Genomic DNA, 16,934 nt, shown 5'->3' with positions numbered 1-16,934 from the left:
TCATGCGACGTGCCCTGCGCACCCCCGGAATCGTTGTGGGGCTGGGGATTCTGCTCGTCATCGCGTTCTGCGCGTTCCTGCTGCCTCTCTTCGTGCACCTCGATCCGTTCAGCGTCGAGGCGACCTCCCGGCTCAAGCCGCCCAGCGGTGAGCACCTGCTCGGCACCGACAACTACGGGCGCGACCTGCTCGCGCGCATCCTCGCCGGGGCGAAGGCGTCGCTGACCGTGGGGCTGAGCGTGGCGTTGCTCGGCATCGTCTTCGGGACGGCCATCGGCATCGCCGCGGTGTTCTCGTCCACTTTGGACTCGGTGCTGATGCGGATCTGCGACGGGCTGATGGCGATCCCGTCGATTCTGCTGGCGGTGGCGCTGGCCGCCGCGCTCGGGCCGTCGACGACGACGTTGGTCGTGGCGCTCACGATCGTCTACACGCCCGGTCTCGCCCGGCTGGTGCGGTCGCGTGCTCTGGCCGTGCAGTCGGAGATGTTCGTGGAGGCGAGCGTCGGGGTCGGGGCACGGCCGTTGCACCTGATGTTCCGGCATCTGCTGCCGAACACGTTGTCGGTGATCACTGTGCAGGCGACGTTCACGTTCGCGGAGTCGATCATCGTGGAGGCGGCGCTGAGCTTCCTCGGCGCCGGCGTGCCCGCGCCGGCCGCGAGCTGGGGGAACATCCTCTACGACGGGAAGTCCGTCGTCTCGCGGGCGCCGAGCATGATCGTGTTCACCAGCCTCGCGCTGGTCGTCACCGTGCTCGCGCTGAACCTCCTGGGCGACGGGCTGCGCGATCTCGTCGATCCCCGGACCCGTCGTCAGGCCAGGCTCGCGACCAAGGGGGCGGCATGACCATCCCGCTCGGCATCACCGACCTCACCATCCACTTCGGACACTACGAGAACGTCGTCCACGGCCTGGACCTGGAGGTGCGCGAGCGCGAGATCCTCGCTCTGGTGGGCGAGTCCGGCTCGGGCAAGACGCTCACCGCTCGTTCCGTGCTGGGGCTGCTGCCGTCGGTCGCGACGATGTCCGGCGCGGTGCTGTTGCGGGGCTTCGACGTGCTCCAGGCGGACGCGGCCCAACTCCGGAAGGCGCGCGGAGCCGACGCGGCGATGATCTTCCAGGAGCCGTCGACGGCGCTGAACCCCGTGTTCCGGGTGGGCTGGCAGATGTCCGAGGGCCTGCGCGTGCACGGCGTCGGCGACGCTGCGGAACGGCGGGCGCGGTGCGTCGAACTCCTTGCCGCCGTGGGGATTCCGGATCCGGAGACGCGGATCGACCACTACCCGCACCAGTTCTCCGGCGGGCAGAAGCAGCGGATCGTCATCGCGATGGCGTTGGCCCTTCGGCCTGCGTTGATCATCGCCGACGAGCCGACCACCGCCCTGGACGTCACGGTGCAGGCGGAGATCCTCGACCTGCTGCGGAAGTGCCGCGACGAGTTCGGGGCGTCGATCCTGCTGATCACGCACAACATGGGTGTCGTCGCGGACCTCGCGGACCGGGTCGCGGTGATGTACCGCGGTTCGTTGGTCGAGCAGGCGCCGGTCGAGGAGCTGTTCGCGGCGCCGCGTGAGGAGTACACGAAAGCGTTGCTCGCGGCCGTGCCGAAGCTCGGCGTGAGCGTGGTGCGCGAACGCCCTCCGGCCTCGGGAGAGCCGGTGCTCTCCGTAGAGGACCTCGACATCGTCTATCGCGGGCGGACCCGCAGGCACGACTTCCACGCGGTGCGGTCGGTGAGCTTCTCCGTGCGGCCGGGCGAGGTGTACGGGCTCGTCGGGGAGTCCGGGTCCGGCAAGACGACCATCGGGAAGTCGGTCATCGGGCTGGCGCCGGTCAGCTCGGGCCGGATCTCCGTGTGCGGCGAGGACCTCGGCGCGGCCCGGGGAGCGCGGCTGCGGGCGTTGCGCCGCCGGGTCGGGTTCGTGTTCCAGGACCCGGCGTCGTCGTTCAACCCGTTCCTGACCGTCGCCGAGTGCATCACCGAACCGATGTCGATCCACCGCGTCGGTGATCGCCGGTCCCGGTTGGAACGAGCGCGCGAGCTGTTGGACGCGGTGCAACTGCCGGCGGGTTATGCGGAGCGGCACCCGCACGAGCTGTCCGGCGGGCAACGGCAGCGGGTCGGTCTGGCCCGCGCGCTGGTGCTGAACCCCGAGCTGCTGATCGCCGACGAACCGACGAGCGCGCTGGACGTGTCGGTGCAGGCCAAAGTGCTCGACCTGTTCCTGGAGTTGCAGCGGGAACTGCGGTTCGGGTCGTTGTTCATCAGCCACGACCTCGCGGTCGTCGAGATGCTCGCCGACCGGGTCGGGGTGCTGAGTCGCGGTGAGCTGGTCGAGTCCGGGCCGACCGCCTCCGTGCTGCGATCTCCTGAGCACCCGTACACGCAGAAGTTGATCGCCGCGGTGCCGACGCCTGACCCTGCTGTCCAACGGGCGCGGCGGACTGCCTTCGAACGAGAGGAAACCGCTCGATGATCCGTCCGTCACTGGTCGTGCTCGCCGACACGATCCACACCGTTGATCCATCGCGTCCGTCGGCGTCGGCGATCGCGGTGGACGGGGACACGATCGTCGCCGTCGGTACCCGTGCCGAGGCCGCGCGGTGGCAGGCCGCGGAGGTCCTCGACCTCGGTGCCGCCACGGTGGTGCCGGGGTTCGTCGACGCCCACACGCACCCGTTGAAGGGGGCTTCGAGGCGGTGGGGGACGGTCGATCTCGCCGGCGCGACCTCGGTTGAGGAGATCGCCGCGCGGGTCGAGGCGGTCGCGCGGACCAAGGGCCCCGACAGCTGGGTGACCGGGCACTCGCTGACGTTCGACGCGTTCGGCGGGCAGGAGATCCGCGCGTCGCACTTCGAGTCCGCGTTCGGCGGGCGGCCGGGGTACCTGCTGTTCCGGGACGCCCACTCGATGGTCGCGAACCGGCGTGCGCTGGAGATCGCGGGCATCACCGGTGCCCGCGACTACGGCAACAACTCGCGCGTGGTGGTCGAGGACGGGACGCCCACGGGGTATCTGGTCGAGGACCCGATGACCGAGGTGAGCGCCTGCGTGCCGGCGCTGTCGTTCGAGGAGAGGAAGCAGGCGGTTCTGTCCACTTTGGAGGGTTTCGCGCGGGCCGGGTACACCGGCGTGCACCAGCTGAACATCGAACCCGGCGACGTGGAGTTGCTTCAGGCGTTGGAGGCGGAGGGCGATCTGCCGGTGCGGATCCGGATCTCGCCGCTGTGGCGGGCCACCGACGACTGGGAGTCGAGCTACCGCTCGTACCTCGGGCTGCAGGGCGTGGGCGGGCGGCGTTGGGTCGTCGAGGGCATCAAACTGATGCTCGACGGCACCGTGGGGCACGGGTCCGCGTGGCTGAGCGAACCCGCGACCGACGGCTCGTGCACGCTGCCGTTGTGGATGCCTGCGAGCCGGTACACCGAGACGCTGCACGCCTTGGCACGACACGGGATTCCCACCGCGACGCACGCGATCGGCGACCGTGCGGTGGAGTTCGTGCTCGACTCCGTGGCGTCGATCCCGGCTGACTTTCCCCCTGTGGTGCACCGGATCGAGCACGTCGAGACGATCCCGGACCCGCTGGTGCCCCGGTTCGCCGAACTCGGCGTCGCCGCGAGCATGCAGCCGACGCACCTGCTGGACATCCGGCCCGACCAGACCGACACGTGGAGCCGCAAGCTCGGTCCCGCGCGCGCCCGCAACGCCTACCGGGTGAAGGACCTGATCGACAGCGGGGCCGTGGTCGCGCTCGGGTCCGACTGGCCCGTGGTCGAGTCCGACCCGCGCGAGATCCTCGCCGCCGCCATGGCCCGCCCGGTCGGGCAGTCCCAGTGCCTGACGGCTTTCGAAAGCCTCCGTGCGTTCACCCAGCAGGTGTGGGCGTCCATCGGCCTGCCCGAACACGGCGTCATCCGGCCGGGCGCCCTGGCGGACCTCACCGTGTTCGACGGCGACCCGCTGGCCGTCAGCCCGTCGCGGCTGACCGAACTGCGGGTGCTGATGACCGTCGTCGCCGGAACCCCTTCGACCCGAAAGAATCCTGCGTGAGTGACATCGCCCTGACCCACGTCTTCGTCGCCGGTCCCGGCGGCGGCAACCCGGCCCCGATCGTCCTCGACGCCAGCGGCATGACCGAGGCGGACATGCAGGCCGTCGCCCGCGAACACGGCCACGAGTCCGGGTTCGTGCTCCCCGCCCCCGCCGGTTCCGACTGCGACTTCACGTTCCGCTACTGGGTGCCGAACCACGAGATGCCGATGTGCGGCCACGTCACCGTCGGCGCGGTGTGGCTGCTGAACCGGGTCGGCAGGCTCCCGTCCTCCTCGGTGCGCATCGACACGCGCAGCGGCGTGGTGCACGCCCGCGTCGACAACGGGCTGGTGGAGATCACCCAGCCCGAGGGCACCGTCTCGCCGGTGGACGCCTCGGCCGTCCCGGAACTGCTGGACGTCCTCGGCATCACGGCTGACGACCTCGCCGACCGCCCGATCCGCAACGCCCGCACCAGCCGCACGAAGACGTTGATCCCGGTCGCCGATCTGGCCACATTGGACCGTCTGCGGCCGGACTTCTCCCGGGTGGAACAGGTTTGTGCGCGGCTCGGCTCCACCGGCCTCTACCCGTACGCGGTGGCCGACTCCGAGCGTCACGTGTTCGACGCCCGCCAGTTCCCCCGGTCGTCGGGCTACCCGGAGGACGCCGCGACGGGGATCGCCGCCGCGGCCCTGGTGTACGGGCTGCTCGCGGACGGTCTGATCACGCGCGACGCCGAGTCCGTCCGGGTGCGCCAGGGGCGGAGCATGGGGCGGCCGTCCGAGATCGTGCTCCGGTTCGCCGACCTGGGGCTCTGGCTCGGGGGTGAGGTGCGATGAGCGTTCGTGCCCGGCTTTCTGAGGCGGGCGTCGTGTTGCCGGAGCCGCCTTCGGCGAACGGCGACTACCTGCCTGTGGTGCGCCACGGTTCCGTCCTGCACGTGGCCGGACAGCTGTCGAGGTGGGAGGGCGGTGTCGTCGAAGGTCCGGTCTCCGACACCACGCCGGAACTGGTGGTCGCCCAGGCCGGGCTCGCGTGCGCAGGGCGTGCGCTGAGCGCGGTGGAGCAGGAGCTCGGCTCGCTCGACCTGGTCGAGCGGGTGCTGTTCCTGCGCGGGTTCGTGCACGCCGTCCCCGGTTATCGCCGGCACTCCCGGGTGCTGGACACCGTCTCGTCGGTGCTGCGGACGGCGTTCGGCGAGCAGGGGCGGCACGCGCGGTCCGCGGTCGGGGTGGCGAGCCTGCCGGCGAACGGGCTGCTGGAGATCGAACTGGTTGTCGCCGTATGCTCTTGAGGGGCCGAATCCTCGTCGACAGGCGAAATTCACCCTTTGAGCGGCGATTTCCGCGCGAACGGATGAACACCGTTCACCGACTGTCAATGAATTGACATTGAATTCCTTCCAATATTTGGCCACTCCCGCTCGAACCTACGACAAGTGAGTGGCTCGCGTTGTTCGCGCGCGCTGCCTCCCGGTAAAGTTTTGGGCCCTTACCTTGCCCGCTCACCTCGGAGGGGAGCACCGTGAAGCTCAGGCAGATCGGCGGGTCCGGCTGCGGGAACGGTCCTTGTCCCGCGGTTTACGAGACCGAGAACGGAACAATCGTCGTACAGGGGTTCAACGTGGACGGCCCTCTGGTCGGCCTCGACCTGCCGCCAGGAGAAAGCGCGGTCGAAATCCCGCGCTACATCCTCGAACGCGTGTTCAACCAGTAACGGGAGCCAGCGCCATCATTCTGAACAAGGACCAGTTCGGCACGCTCTTCGTCGAGTTCCGGAAGTCCGCGACGCGGATCGAGACGCTTCCGGTCTACTCGGTCGAAGAGGAGCGCGAGCAGTTCGAGCACTACCTCTCCGGCGAGCCGCTTCCGGCGGATCGCAACGGGGCGTGGGCGGACAACATCAGGGCGTGCGTGGCGGACGGCCGGTACATGGGCCGGGTGCACATCATCGACCACGTGCTCACGCCTTACCTCCAGTTCGAGATCGACTGGTACTACGCGATCAACGGCGCCGCAGGCGAGGACATCCGGTTCATCTACCGGGAGGACGTGCCGGACCTCACCTTCACCGACACGTGGCTGTTCGACGACGCCGTGGTCGTCGACCTCGGCTACACCGCGGAAGGCGAACTGCTCTACATCAACCAGAACGACGATCCGGGGCGTCTCGTCCAGGCGCGGGCGGCGTGGCAGGAGTTCCACTCCCGGTCGTTCCCGCTCTCCTGCCTGCTCGCCCGCATCCGGAGCAACGAACTCGCCCTGCCGCACTGCTGACCGCACGACAGCGGCCTGCCGAAAGCGAGAGCGACCGTGGACCAAGTGCGCACGGAATTCCTGATCAACGACCAGTCGGCGGGCTATCCGACCCGCGTCGTCACGGCGCGGGTCGGCACGGACGACATCGACCACTTGGTGCGCGAGGGCTATCTCGTGCGACGCGAGCTGCTTTCCCCTGGCGTGGCGGGAAGTCTGCGCGCTCGCGTGCACGAGATCGCGCAGGCGGAGGAGGGCGTGCCGGGCGCGGAGTGGGTCGCGGGCGACAGCATCTACCTGCGCCGGCTGCTCGACAAACACGCGGAGTTCCACCGGTTGCTCCGTCTGGAACCGGTGCTCTCCCTCGCCCGCACTCTGCTCGGCCCGCAGGTGTGGATCGACCTGGAGGCCCGGATGCACTATCCGGGCACGGCCGGCATCTCCGTGCCGTGGCACAACCACCTGCCGGTCGTTCCCGATCCGCGGCCCGTCTTCTTCTGCTACCCGCACCAGTTGCACTGCCTGATCTACCTGGACCGCGTGTCGGCCGACGAAGGCGCTCTGATGCTGCTGCCGGGCTCGCACCTGCGACCCGGCGTGCAGTTCCCGCTGGGCGACCGCAGTGCCCACGCCGATCAGGTCGAGCTGTTCTTCGAGCCCGGTGACGCGGTGGTCATCCACGGCAGCCTCTGGCATCGCACCGCGCCTTCGACCGCAGAGGCGAAGCGGCGCACACTGCTGCTGCTCGGCTACGTCCCGTCGTGGATCAGGAACGAGATCGGTGAGCACGGCGTCCCGGTCGAGAACCCGCTCACGGTCGCACTGGCACTCACCGGTGACGCGGAAGTGAGAGAACTTCTCGGCGAGTTCCACTGGTGACCGCGATGGCACGACATCGCTGCGAACTGCGACCGCTGATCGAAGCCGATCTGGCCAAGTTCGAGAAAGCCTATTCCTCGCGAGAAGAAGCCGGTGAGCACCAGTGGTTCGGGCACAGCACGCCGGGCCGCACGCCGGCCGAACTGGGTGCCATCAACCGCGATGGCGGGCGGCTCACCGTTGTGGCAGGCGAAGAAGTCGTGGGCAGTGTCTTCTGGTTCCGGCGAACCTGGGGCCCGGAGGACACGTCCTGGTGCTGGGAGATCGCGGCTCACGTCTTCCGGGCTGAGCGGAGAAAGGGCTACGGCGGGCAGTCCGTCACGCTCCTGGTCCGCTACCTGTTCGACCACACGCTCGCCTGGAGGATTCAGGCCGTGGTGGACACGGACAACGATGCGTCGCAACGCATGCTCCGCGGTCTGCGCTTCACCAGGGAAGGTCTGCTGCGAGGAGCGCAGTGGCGCGAGGGCCGTTGGCATGATCAACACCTCTACTCTGTGCTGCGTGGTGATCTTGATGCCCGATGATCCCGACGACGAGCTCGACGGTGTCGTCAACCGGTCGCAGGTGGGCGGCAACGTCGGCGAGATCGTGCAGGTGCGCAACGTCGAGGGCGGAATCCACCTCTACCAGGGCAGTGGCGGCCGCGGTCACCGTCCCCTGCAACCGCCCCGAGGGGTGCGGGGGTTCGTGAACAGGATCGCCGAGCTGGCCGCGCTCGACGAGCTCCTGGTCGACGACGAGAACCTCGTCGTGTACGTGATCTCCGGGACCGCGGGCGTGGGCAAGACGTCCCTCGCCCTGCACTGGGCTCACCGGACGCGCGACGAGTTCCCCGACGGCCAGCTCTACATCGATCTCCGCGGCTACGACCCCGGCCTGCCCGTGTCGGCAAGTCAAGCGCTGGAACGGTTCCTGCTGGCGCTTGGGGTTCCCGCGGCGTCCATCCCCGACGACGTCGAGGCCCAGTCGAGCCTCTACCGGTCGGAGCTGGCCGACCGGCGGATGCTGATCATCCTGGACAACGCCGCGAGCAACGCTCAGGTCCGTCCGCTCATCCCGGGCTCCGGCAGCAGCCTCGCCATCGTCACGAGCCGCAACCACCTGCAGGGCCTGGCGATCCGGCACGGCGCCCGGCGCAGGACGCTCGACACGCTGACCGAGGCAGAGGCCGTGCAGCTGCTGACGACGACCGTGCAGGAGTACCGCAAGGGAGACGACCCCGCGGAGGTCGCCGAGCTGGCACGCCTGTGCGCACATCTGCCGCTGGCGCTGCGGATCGCGGCGGAACGGGCGGCGAGCCGTCCCGCGATGCCGTTGAGCAGGCTCATCGCCGACCTGCGCGACGAGTCGGAACTGTGGAACACGCTGTCGACCGGTGACATCGACGAGGCCGAGGCGGTGCACACGGTGTTCGCCTGGTCCTATCGGGCGTTGCCGGAGGAGACCGCGCTGGTGTTCTGCCTGCTCGGCCTGCATCCGGGAGCCGACTTCAGCGAGTCGGCCGCCGAGGCGCTGGTGGGCGGCGACCCGCGGCGGGTGCGCGGTGCGCTGGACCAGCTCGCGGGTGCCTGCCTGCTGGAAGCCACGGGTTTCATGCGTTACCGCTTCCACGACCTGCTCCGGGCCTACGCGGTGGATTGCGCGCAGTCCAAGCTTTCCGAGGACGAGCACCTCGCCGCGGTGCACCGGGTCTGCGACTGGTACCTGCGCACCACCTACAACTGCGCGCTCGTGCTGGCTCACGACACGACCTTGCTGTTCTCCCTGGACGAGGGCCCGAGTCTTCAGTTCGCCGACCACGGTCAGGCCTCGCGGTGGTACGCGGAGGAGAAGTCCAACCTGGAGGCCGTGGTGCGCGCGGCCGCCGGCACCGGTCAACCGCACACGGCGTGGCGGCTGGCCACCCTGCTCGAGCGGATCTACGCCACCTACAACCACTTCAACGACTGGCGGTCGACGTCGCGGATCGGCCTGGACTGCGCTCGGCAGCTGGGCCTGCGCGCGGAGGAAGCCGCGATGCACGACAGCCTGGGCAGGTTGTCGCGCATGACGATGCGGCTCACCGATGCCGTCACCCACCACGTCGACGCCGTGGCGACCTACCGTTCGCTGGGCGACACGGCCAACGTGGTCAAGGGCCTGAACGGCCTGGGCTGGGTCCACCTGTTCCGGCACCGCCTGAGTGAAGCCAGGGCCGCGTTCGCCGAAGCACTGACCGCGGCACGGGACCTGGACGACGCGAGGTGGTTCGCGACTCTGCTCTACAGCACCGGCTACACCTGCGCCCAGCTCAGGGATCTGGACGCGGCGGACGACCACCTCGCGAGGTCTCTGCGCATGTTCCGCGACCTGGGCGACCGCCTCTACGAGTCGATGGTGCTCACCGCCATCAGTTACGTGGCACGGGTCCGCGGCGACGCCCGCGCGTCACTGGCGCTGGCACGCGAAGCGGTCGACCTCAGCCGGGAGATGACCAACAGGCTGTGGGAGGCCACCGCGCTGCTGTACCTCGGCAAGGCCCAGCGAGCCGCCGGGGAGCCCGGCGAGTCGCTGATCTCCTACCAGGCCGCCGCGGTCATCTGCCGGCAGAACGGCGATCGCAGCCGCGAGGCGATGGCCCTCGAAGGCGCCGGCTGCGCGTACGACGACCTCGACCGCGGCGAGCAGGCCGCCGAGTTCCACCGTCAGGCCGGAGCCACTCACCGGCAGCTGGGCGACCGGTGGAAACTCGCCAGGAACCTCGCTCATCTCAGCCGCGAACTGCAGTCCGCGGCCGACGCCCGGCTGTGCGGGGAGGAGGCGCTCGCGATCCTCGCCGAGTTCGAGGACCCGAAAGCCGTCGCCTTGAGCAGTCAGTTGAGGGCGTGAGACCTCGCGGTCCCGAGCCGGGCGATCGCGACGGCCACCACCGCCACGACGACGGCCTGGCCGAGCATCATCCAGTGGAACGCCTCGGCGTAGACCGCCGCCTGACCAGGGTGTCCGGCGGCGGTGGCGTGGGCGATGTCGCTGTTCGGCGAGGATCGCCCGATCAGCCAGGTGATCGTCACCGCGTACGCGCCCACCGCGACGGCCTCGCTGCCGATCCGCACGAGGTTGAGCACGCCTGAGGCCGTTCCGGTGCTGTGCGCGGGCACGGTCGCGAGCGCCTCGGCGTCGATCCGCCCCAACGGCAGGCCGAACCCGAAGCCGATCAGCAGCATTGGGATCACGAGCCAGCCGAGCCAGATTCCCGGCTGCAGCAACAACATTCCGAGCGAGCCGAGGATCAACGCCGCCAACGACACGGCGATGACGGTCCTCGGTGAGCCGCGCATGCCGAGGACCGGCCCGACCAGCACCGGGATCGTCATCGGCAGCATGAGCAGGCCCGCCGTTCCCGCGGACAGGTCCGCGACTCCGCTGAGCGCGACCGGCAGGTACGTCAGCAGCGTGACGAAGCCGAACGCGCCCGCGACCGTCACGAGCGTCAGCCCGAGGAAGTACCTGTTGCGCAGCAAGGAGAAGTCGGTCTTGCGGGTGTTGGTCGTGCGCGGGTTCGGCAGCAGCCCGCTCAACGCGAGCCCCGGCACGGCCAGCAGCGCGTGCGCCACGAACACCCCGCGCCAGTCGAACGCGGCGATGAGCGCGCCTGAGATGGTGGGGCTGAGCGCGAGCCCGAGTCCGATGACCGTGCCGAAGACGGCGAACGCACGCTTGCGTTCGGCGCCTTCGAAACCGTTGGACAGCAACGAACTCGCGCCCGTCGCGACCGCCGCGCCACCCACTCCGGCGACCAGGCGCGCGGCGTCGAGGACGGTGAGGTTCGGCGCGAGCGCGCTGGTGGCCGAGGCCACCAGCAGCAGCCCGACGCCGATCCGGAACGTCCGGCGGTAGCCGATCCGGTCGGACGCGACGCCCCAGACGAGTCCGAACACGGCGAAGGTGACGTTGAAGCCGTTCACGACCCACTGGAGTCGCGTGGGGTCGCTGCCGAGTTCGTGCGCGATGCGGGGCAGTGCGATGGCCGTGCCCGAGATGCCCATGGGGATGACGAACACCGCGAGCATGATGATCGGGATCAAGCCGCGTATCCGCCGTCGACGTCGATCGAAGCGCCGCTGATGTAGGCGGCGTCCGGTCCGGCCAGGTAGGCGACCAGGCTCGCGACCTCGTCGGCCGTCCCGTACCGCCCGATGGCGATGTGCGCGCGGGAGCCGTCGGCGCGCGGTCCGTCGGCGGGGTTCATGTCGGTGTCGGTCGGCCCCGGCTGGATGTTGTTGACCGTGATGCCCCTCGGGCCGACCTCGCGGGCGAGCGCCTTGGTGAACCCGGCGACCGCGGCCTTGGTGAGCACGTAGAGCGTGCCGCCCGGATACGTGACCCGGTCGGCGTTGATGCTGCCGACGGTGATGATCCGTCCGCCTTCTTGGAGGTGCTTCACCGCTTCCTGGCTGGCGACGAACACGCTGGTCTGGTTGACCGCGACGGTCCGGTCGTACTCGTCGTCGCCGACGTCCGCGATGGGCTTGACGTCGATGACGCCGGCGTTGTTGACGAGCACGTCGAGCCTGCCGAACCGTTCCACGACCTCTCGCACCCCGGCCCTGACCGCGTCCCGATCCCCTGCGTCGACTTTGATCGCGACGGCCTCGCCGCCCTTGTCCTCGATCAACTTCACGACCAGTTCGGCCTGGTCAGGCGACGCGTAGTAGGTGATGGCGACGGTCGCCCCCGCCTGCGCGAGGCGTTCCGCGATGCCTGCCCCGATCCCCCGCGAGCCACCGGTGACGATCGCGACCTTGCCTTCGAGCACGGTGCTCATCTCGACCCCTCGTTCGTTGTTGAGTGCTCATTCAAGATGTCACCGCAGGGTTTCACTTCGCAAGTGCTATCTTGAACGGGTACTCAAAAAGTGAGGAGGCCCACGATGGCGATCGGCAGGCCGCGCGAGTTCGACACGGACGCCGTGCTGGACGCGGCGATGCGCGTGTTCTGGGCCAAGGGCTACGAGGGCGCGACCATGTCCGACCTCACCACCGCGACGAACCTCAAGCCGGGCAGCATCTACGCGGCGTTCGGCTCGAAGACGGGCCTCTTCAAGCAGGCCGTGGACCGCTACATCGCGACGATCTTCGCCTACGGCCCCGCCGCCCTCGCCGCGCCTACCGCACGTGAGGTGACCAGGCTCTTTCTCTTGGGTGCCGTCGATGCCACCACCGGTTCCGACACGCCGGCGGGCTGTCTGCTGGTGCAGAGTGCCCTGTCCCCCGGCGACACCGCACTGGAGGCAAAAGCCGAGCTCAACGACCGGTGGCGGGCTGCCGAGGAGATCCTCACGTCCCGCTTCGCGCAGGCGTTGGAGGAGGGCGACCTGCCCGCCGGGACTGATCCTCGGGACGTGGCGGTGTACGTGCTGTCGGTGTCGCAGGGGTTCGCGGTGCAGGCGTCGACCGGGGCGTCCCGCGAGCAGTTGCGCCGCATCGTCGACCTGACCATGCGCACACTCCCGTGGGAGTGAAACGGGCGCGCTAGAAGTCATCCAAGCGGCACACTGCCCACGGGGGGATCGCCATACCTGGGGGTGAGCCGCATGTCGTTCGCCGACGTCGCGGCCCGTTTGAACCAGGTCGCCGAACTGGCAGGCCAAGCGCTGCAAGCCCTGCGACAAGCCTCCGACACCGCTGCCGACAGCACGACACTGATCACAGAATCGATGGCGGGCACCTCACATGAGGCCGAGGCCGCCGAGGTCACCGCCAACTTCCACGCGGTGCACACAGGCGCACTCGACTTGTCCGAGGCGATGACAGCCGTGCTGCGCGGCGTCGAAGAGATCCGGTCCAGATTCGAGGTGGGCGCCGCCTCCCCGGAAGCGACCTGGGCGGACCAGCAACGCGCGCACCTGCCCACGTACATCACCAGTGGCTACTACCTCGACCCCGACGGCTACATGGAACTCGTGCAGAGCGGACGCGAGCCCGACGGCGAGCACGAACGCATCAACGCCCACCTGATCGAGGTAGGCGCCATTCCCCCGATAAGAATCGAAGCCCCGAAGCACGTCGAAACGAAGGTGGCGTGGCGCATGCGGCAAGGCGGCGTCGACCGCGTCGAACTGGTCATCAACTTCGAGGTGTGCAACGGAATCTTCTCCTGCAAGAAGTTGCTTGCCCATATCCTTCTGCCGGGCCAGACCCTCATCATTCACGATCCGGTACGGTCGTTCGAGATACGTGGAAAGGAATCACGGTGAGCCTCACCCTCGAGTTCTGGTACTACGCCGGTTCGAACCGCGCAGACGAGCCGGTCGTGGTCAAGCCAGAGGCAGCCCTCGAACGTGTGCTCGCGGACGTGCTGGAGCAAGGCCCACAGCCGCACCCGACCCAGGTGGCATCTCCAGACCTACCGACATTCGGAATCCTGAACTTTCCTGACCGGATGTTCAAGTTGGACCTCGACCCGGAGTCGGCCATCGGCGCGCTGCACTACGTCGGACCTGACGAGTACGACGAGCCTGGGCGGTTCTGGTCTTGGGCGTCGGTCTCCAACGAGGAATTCACCGACACGCCTGTCCTGTACATCGACAAGCAGAACCGAACGCTCTTTCCGCCCAAATCGGCGATCAGCCTGAACACGATCACGATGGCGCTGGAAGAGTTCCGCCAGACCGGCACACGGCCGACCTGCATCGAATGGCAATCGACAGGCGGAATCGCCTGAAACGAAAAACGCCGACCACGCTCGCGCGTGACCGGCGTTTCCTGCGTGCGTGGTCAGTCGACCTCGGCCATGACCTCGTCCGACACGTCGAAGTTCGCGAAGACGTTCTGCACGTCGTCGCAGTCCTCCAGCGCGTCGATCAGCTTGAAGATCTTCCGCGCGCCCTCGGCCTCCAGCTGCACCGACACCGACGGCAGGAAGCTCGAGTCCGCCGAGTCGTAGTCGATGCCCGCCTCCTGCAGCGCCTTGCGCACCGGGATCAGGTCGCCCGCCTCGGACACGACCTCGAAGGACTCGCCCAGGTCGTTGACCTCTTCGGCGCCGGCTTCGAGCACCGACATCATGACGTCGTCCTCGCTCGTGCCCGCCTTCGGCACGATCACGACGCCCTTGCGGCTGAACATGTACGACACCGAGCCCGGGTCGGCCATCGAGCCGCCGTTGCGCGTCATCGCCGTGCGCACCTCGGACGCGGCACGGTTGCGGTTGTCCGTGAGGCACTCGATGAGCACCGCGACACCGTTGGGCCCGTAACCCTCGTACATGATGGTCTGCCAGTCGGCGCCGCCGGCCTCTTCACCACCGCCGCGCTTGCGGGCGCGTTCGATGTTGTCCAGCGGCACCGAGTTCTTGCGGGCCTTCTGGATCGCGTCGTACAGCGTCGGGTTGCCGTCGGGGTCGCCACCGCCCGTGCGGGCCGCGACCTCGATGTTCTTGATCAGCCGCGCGAAGAGCTTGCCGCGCTTGGCGTCAATAGCGGCCTTCTTGTGCTTGGTGGTCGCCCACTTGGAGTGGCCGCTCATTTCTCCTCCGTCGAACCGCGAACCATGTCAACGAACAGGCGGTGAACACGTTCGTCACCCGTGAGCTCCGGGTGGAACGCCGTCGCCAGCACGTTGCCCTGCCTGACCGCGACGATCCTACCGGCGGCGTCTCCCGCCTCAGCCGTAACAGGCACCGTAGCGAGCACCTCGACCTCGCCGCTCACCGCCTCCACCCAAGGCGCCCGGATGAACACGGCGTGAACCACCTCGCCCGCCAGGTCGAGGTCGGTCTCGAACGAGTCGATCTGCCTGCCGAACGCGTTCCGGCGCACCGTGACGTCGAGGCCGCCGAGCTGCTCCTGGTCGTCCCGGCCGTCCAGCACCGTCTCGGCCAGCAGGATCATGCCCGCGCACGAGCCGTAGGCCGGGAAGCCCGCCTTGATCTTGGCTCGGAGCGGCTCCAGCAGCTCGAAGTTGACCAGCAGCTTGCTCATGGTCGTCGACTCGCCGCCGGGGATGACGATGCCGTCCAGCTCGTCCAACTCCTCGACGCGGCGGATGGGCCGTGCGGTGACGTCGCACTTCGCGAGCGAGATGAGGTGTTCCTGGACGTCGCCCTGAAGGGCGAGCACGCCGATGACGGGTGGGGCAGCAACCATGCTCACCAGCATATTCGAGGTGTTCAGGGCCGCCTGCCGGTACCCCGCGAGGCCGCCCGGTACCGCGACCGAACTGCGCCGTGGTGCACCTACGGGCACTGGTTGTGGTCCAACGCGTCCAAGCGGCATCTCATCAGGACTTCCGGTGATCAGCTGGCGTTCGTGAAGCTCCTGTTAGCAACCTCGCTGGCGCTCGTGACGCTCGCCGTCCCCGCAAACGCCACGCCGACCATCACCTGGGGCGCGTGCGCCGACCAGGCCCTCGCCGCCGGCGGTGCCGAGTGCGGCACCCTGGCCGTCCCGCTCGACCCGGCCGCCCCGAACGGCGCCACGATCACGCTGGCGATCTCCCGCGTCCAGCACAGAACGGCGGCGTCGAAAGGCACCGTGCTCACCGTGCCCGACCCGTTCACCGGCACCGGCTACCAGCAGCCGCTGGTCGGCGCGCGGATGGCGGGAGGCGAGCAGTTCGACTGGATCGGCATCGCCCGCCGCGGCCTCGCGCCCAGCGTCCCGGCCACCACCTGCGCGCTGAACCCGGTGGCGCTCGGCCGTCCCGACTACGTGCCCACGCCGGTCAGCCAGCCGTTCTGGACGGACCGGATCAAGCAGATCGCCGCGGACTGCGCCGGCGATCCGTTGCTCGACCACATGAAGACCACGGACCAGGCGGCCGACCTCGAACGCGTGCGCGTCGCACTGGGCGTTCCGTCTGTCTCGCTCTACGCGCAGACGTACGGCACCTACGTAGGGCAGGTCTATCAGACGCGCAACCCCTCTCGCGTCACGCGCGCGGTGTACGACGGCAGCCTCGACCCGGCGCGGCTTTGGTACAACGCCAACAACTTCGACCAGGACGTGCTGCTGGAGGAGAACCAGCACCGGTGGTTCGACAGCATCGCCGCGCAGGACGGCACCTACCACCTGGGCACGACGCGTGCGGCCGTGCAGGCGGCGTTCGATCGGAAGGCGCGCGACCTGAAGGCGCAGCCCGTCAACGGGTTCGGGTCGTCGGAGTTCATCGACGTGTTCCTGTTCGCCGCCTACTCCGAGCAGACGTGGCCGTTGCTCGCCCCTGCGTTGTCGACGCTCGTCAACAACAACGACCTGTCGATGACCCTCGGTCTGTACTCGGCGTTCTACGGCGGCGATGCAACCAACCGCTATAGCGCGCTTCTCGCGCAGATCTGCACTGACACGTCATGGCCGTCTGACTGGAACAAGTGGACGGCGGACACGTGGGCGACGCACGCGAAGGCGCCGAACTCGACGTGGGGCAACACGTGGTTCAACGGACCGTGTGCTTACTGGAAGCACCAGTCCGGCACGCTCGTGCAGCCCGGTGGCACCGGTTCGGCGTTGATCGTCAACGGCACGTTGAACGCCGTCACGCCGTTCGCGGGCAGCTTGGAGACGCGGTCGCGGTTCCCGAACTCGGCGCTGCTGGCCGTGCAGAACGGGATCTCGTTCCAGAGCACGTTCGCGGGCAACGTGTGTGTGGACAACGCCGTCGCCGCGTACCTGACGAACGGCACGCTGCCGGTCCGCAAGCCGGGGCGTCAGGCTGACGCCACCTGCTGAAAACGAACGGTGGGCCGCCTCCCTCGGGAAAGGAGACGGCCCGCCGTTCC

18 protein-coding genes are annotated in these 16,934 nt (G+C 68.7%); 14 read left to right on the top strand and 4 right to left on the bottom strand.

All coding sequences use genetic code 11. The features are described from left to right. Positions 1-2: 2 nt before the first annotated feature. The 10 genes from JNUCC0626_RS49380 to JNUCC0626_RS49335 all read left to right on the top strand — a co-directional run bounded on the left by JNUCC0626_RS49380 (position 3) and on the right by JNUCC0626_RS49335 (position 10,046). On the top strand, positions 3-848 hold the full coding sequence (locus JNUCC0626_RS49380) for an ABC transporter permease (RefSeq protein ID WP_394617510.1): 846 nt from the start codon (positions 3-5) through the stop codon (positions 846-848). After that, positions 845-2,479 carry a dipeptide ABC transporter ATP-binding protein gene (locus JNUCC0626_RS49375; protein WP_394617509.1) on the top strand — a complete coding sequence of 545 codons (1,635 nt, stop codon included), beginning with the start codon at positions 845-847 and terminating at the stop codon, positions 2,477-2,479. Before JNUCC0626_RS49380 ends, JNUCC0626_RS49375 begins: the two co-directional genes overlap by 4 nt. After that, the gene (locus JNUCC0626_RS49370; RefSeq protein WP_394617508.1) at positions 2,476-4,056 is read left to right on the top strand and encodes an amidohydrolase; all 1,581 of its coding nucleotides are present in this window, start codon (positions 2,476-2,478) and stop codon (positions 4,054-4,056) included. The genes JNUCC0626_RS49375 and JNUCC0626_RS49370 overlap by 4 nt, the downstream gene beginning before the upstream one ends. Beyond that, a complete protein-coding gene (locus JNUCC0626_RS49365) occupies positions 4,053-4,880 on the top strand; it encodes a PhzF family phenazine biosynthesis protein (RefSeq protein WP_394617507.1) in 828 nt (275 codons plus the stop codon). Before JNUCC0626_RS49370 ends, JNUCC0626_RS49365 begins: the two co-directional genes overlap by 4 nt. Further along, positions 4,877-5,335, top strand: a complete 459-nt coding sequence (locus JNUCC0626_RS49360) for a RidA family protein (RefSeq protein WP_394617506.1) — start codon at positions 4,877-4,879, stop codon at positions 5,333-5,335. The genes JNUCC0626_RS49365 and JNUCC0626_RS49360 overlap by 4 nt, the downstream gene beginning before the upstream one ends. 230 nt (positions 5,336-5,565) lie before the next feature. Further along, positions 5,566-5,757, top strand: coding sequence for a hypothetical protein (locus JNUCC0626_RS49355; protein ID WP_394622286.1), 192 nt, complete (start codon positions 5,566-5,568; stop codon positions 5,755-5,757). 14 nt (positions 5,758-5,771) lie between these two features. Next, the gene (locus JNUCC0626_RS49350; protein WP_394622270.1) at positions 5,772-6,317 is read left to right on the top strand and encodes a DUF6879 family protein; all 546 of its coding nucleotides are present in this window, start codon (positions 5,772-5,774) and stop codon (positions 6,315-6,317) included. Positions 6,318-6,362: 45 nt separating this feature from the next. After that, positions 6,363-7,175, top strand: a complete 813-nt coding sequence (locus JNUCC0626_RS49345; RefSeq protein WP_394617505.1) for a phytanoyl-CoA dioxygenase family protein — start codon at positions 6,363-6,365, stop codon at positions 7,173-7,175. Positions 7,176-7,180: 5 nt separating this feature from the next. Continuing rightward, positions 7,181-7,702, top strand: a complete 522-nt coding sequence (locus tag JNUCC0626_RS49340) for a GNAT family N-acetyltransferase (protein WP_394622269.1) — start codon at positions 7,181-7,183, stop codon at positions 7,700-7,702. Next, a complete protein-coding gene (locus tag JNUCC0626_RS49335) occupies positions 7,680-10,046 on the top strand; it encodes an ATP-binding protein (protein ID WP_394617504.1) in 2,367 nt (788 codons plus the stop codon). The genes JNUCC0626_RS49340 and JNUCC0626_RS49335 overlap by 23 nt, the downstream gene beginning before the upstream one ends. Here JNUCC0626_RS49335 and JNUCC0626_RS49330 read toward each other — a convergent pair. Further along, on the bottom strand, positions 10,031-11,242 hold the full coding sequence (locus JNUCC0626_RS49330) for an MFS transporter (protein WP_394617503.1): 1,212 nt from the start codon (positions 11,240-11,242) through the stop codon (positions 10,031-10,033). The two genes, JNUCC0626_RS49335 and JNUCC0626_RS49330, sit on opposite strands and share 16 nt — an antisense overlap. Further along, positions 11,239-11,982, bottom strand: coding sequence for a 3-oxoacyl-ACP reductase family protein (locus JNUCC0626_RS49325; protein WP_394617502.1), 744 nt, complete (start codon positions 11,980-11,982; stop codon positions 11,239-11,241). The genes JNUCC0626_RS49330 and JNUCC0626_RS49325 overlap by 4 nt, the downstream gene beginning before the upstream one ends. A 105-nt stretch (positions 11,983-12,087) precedes the next feature. Between JNUCC0626_RS49325 and JNUCC0626_RS49320 the strand changes: the two genes are divergently transcribed. The 3 genes from JNUCC0626_RS49320 to JNUCC0626_RS49310 all read left to right on the top strand — a co-directional run bounded on the left by JNUCC0626_RS49320 (position 12,088) and on the right by JNUCC0626_RS49310 (position 13,880). Then, positions 12,088-12,678: a TetR/AcrR family transcriptional regulator gene (locus JNUCC0626_RS49320; protein WP_394617501.1), complete on the top strand. Its 591-nt coding sequence runs from the start codon at positions 12,088-12,090 to the stop codon at positions 12,676-12,678. Positions 12,679-12,750: 72 nt separating this feature from the next. After that, on the top strand, positions 12,751-13,413 hold the full coding sequence (locus tag JNUCC0626_RS49315) for a DddA-like double-stranded DNA deaminase toxin (protein ID WP_394617500.1): 663 nt from the start codon (positions 12,751-12,753) through the stop codon (positions 13,411-13,413). Next, positions 13,410-13,880 carry an Imm1 family immunity protein gene (locus tag JNUCC0626_RS49310; protein ID WP_394617499.1) on the top strand — a complete coding sequence of 157 codons (471 nt, stop codon included), beginning with the start codon at positions 13,410-13,412 and terminating at the stop codon, positions 13,878-13,880. Before JNUCC0626_RS49315 ends, JNUCC0626_RS49310 begins: the two co-directional genes overlap by 4 nt. 53 nt (positions 13,881-13,933) lie before the next feature. Here the strand turns inward: JNUCC0626_RS49310 and JNUCC0626_RS49305 are convergent, their stop codons facing one another. Next, on the bottom strand, positions 13,934-14,683 hold the full coding sequence (locus tag JNUCC0626_RS49305; RefSeq protein WP_394617498.1) for a YebC/PmpR family DNA-binding transcriptional regulator: 750 nt from the start codon (positions 14,681-14,683) through the stop codon (positions 13,934-13,936). Further along, positions 14,680-15,303, bottom strand: a complete 624-nt coding sequence (gene pdxT / locus JNUCC0626_RS49300) for a pyridoxal 5'-phosphate synthase glutaminase subunit PdxT (protein ID WP_394617497.1) — start codon at positions 15,301-15,303, stop codon at positions 14,680-14,682. Before pdxT ends, JNUCC0626_RS49305 begins: the two co-directional genes overlap by 4 nt. 162 nt (positions 15,304-15,465) lie before the next feature. Between pdxT and JNUCC0626_RS49295 the strand changes: the two genes are divergently transcribed. Continuing rightward, complete coding sequence (locus tag JNUCC0626_RS49295) at positions 15,466-16,884, top strand: alpha/beta hydrolase (RefSeq protein ID WP_394617496.1); 1,419 nt, start codon at positions 15,466-15,468, stop codon at positions 16,882-16,884. The last annotated feature ends 50 nt before the right edge of the window (positions 16,885-16,934 follow it).

The sequence above is a fragment of the Lentzea sp. JNUCC 0626 genome, from assembly GCF_043632865.1.
In the GTDB taxonomy this organism is placed as follows: Bacteria; Actinomycetota; Actinomycetes; order Mycobacteriales; family Pseudonocardiaceae; genus Lentzea.
The sequence above is the reverse complement of the archived record's forward strand: the minus strand, read 5'-3'. Positions and strand labels throughout refer to the sequence as shown.

Coding starts and splice junctions, on each gene's coding strand:
- JNUCC0626_RS49325 (WP_394617502.1), bottom strand. CDS start 11,982: ATGAGCACCGTGCTCGAAGGCAAGGTCGCGATCGTCACCGGTGGCTCG.
- JNUCC0626_RS49305 (WP_394617498.1), bottom strand. CDS start 14,683: ATGAGCGGCCACTCCAAGTGGGCGACCACCAAGCACAAGAAGGCCGCT.
- pdxT (WP_394617497.1), bottom strand. CDS start 15,303: ATGGTTGCTGCCCCACCCGTCATCGGCGTGCTCGCCCTTCAGGGCGAC.
- JNUCC0626_RS49340 (WP_394622269.1), top strand. CDS start 7,181: ATGGCACGACATCGCTGCGAACTGCGACCGCTGATCGAAGCCGATCTG.
- JNUCC0626_RS49315 (WP_394617500.1), top strand. CDS start 12,751: ATGTCGTTCGCCGACGTCGCGGCCCGTTTGAACCAGGTCGCCGAACTG.
- JNUCC0626_RS49360 (WP_394617506.1), top strand. CDS start 4,877: ATGAGCGTTCGTGCCCGGCTTTCTGAGGCGGGCGTCGTGTTGCCGGAG.
- JNUCC0626_RS49380 (WP_394617510.1), top strand. CDS start 3: ATGCGACGTGCCCTGCGCACCCCCGGAATCGTTGTGGGGCTGGGGATT.
- JNUCC0626_RS49375 (WP_394617509.1), top strand. CDS start 845: ATGACCATCCCGCTCGGCATCACCGACCTCACCATCCACTTCGGACAC.
- JNUCC0626_RS49320 (WP_394617501.1), top strand. CDS start 12,088: ATGGCGATCGGCAGGCCGCGCGAGTTCGACACGGACGCCGTGCTGGAC.
- JNUCC0626_RS49370 (WP_394617508.1), top strand. CDS start 2,476: ATGATCCGTCCGTCACTGGTCGTGCTCGCCGACACGATCCACACCGTT.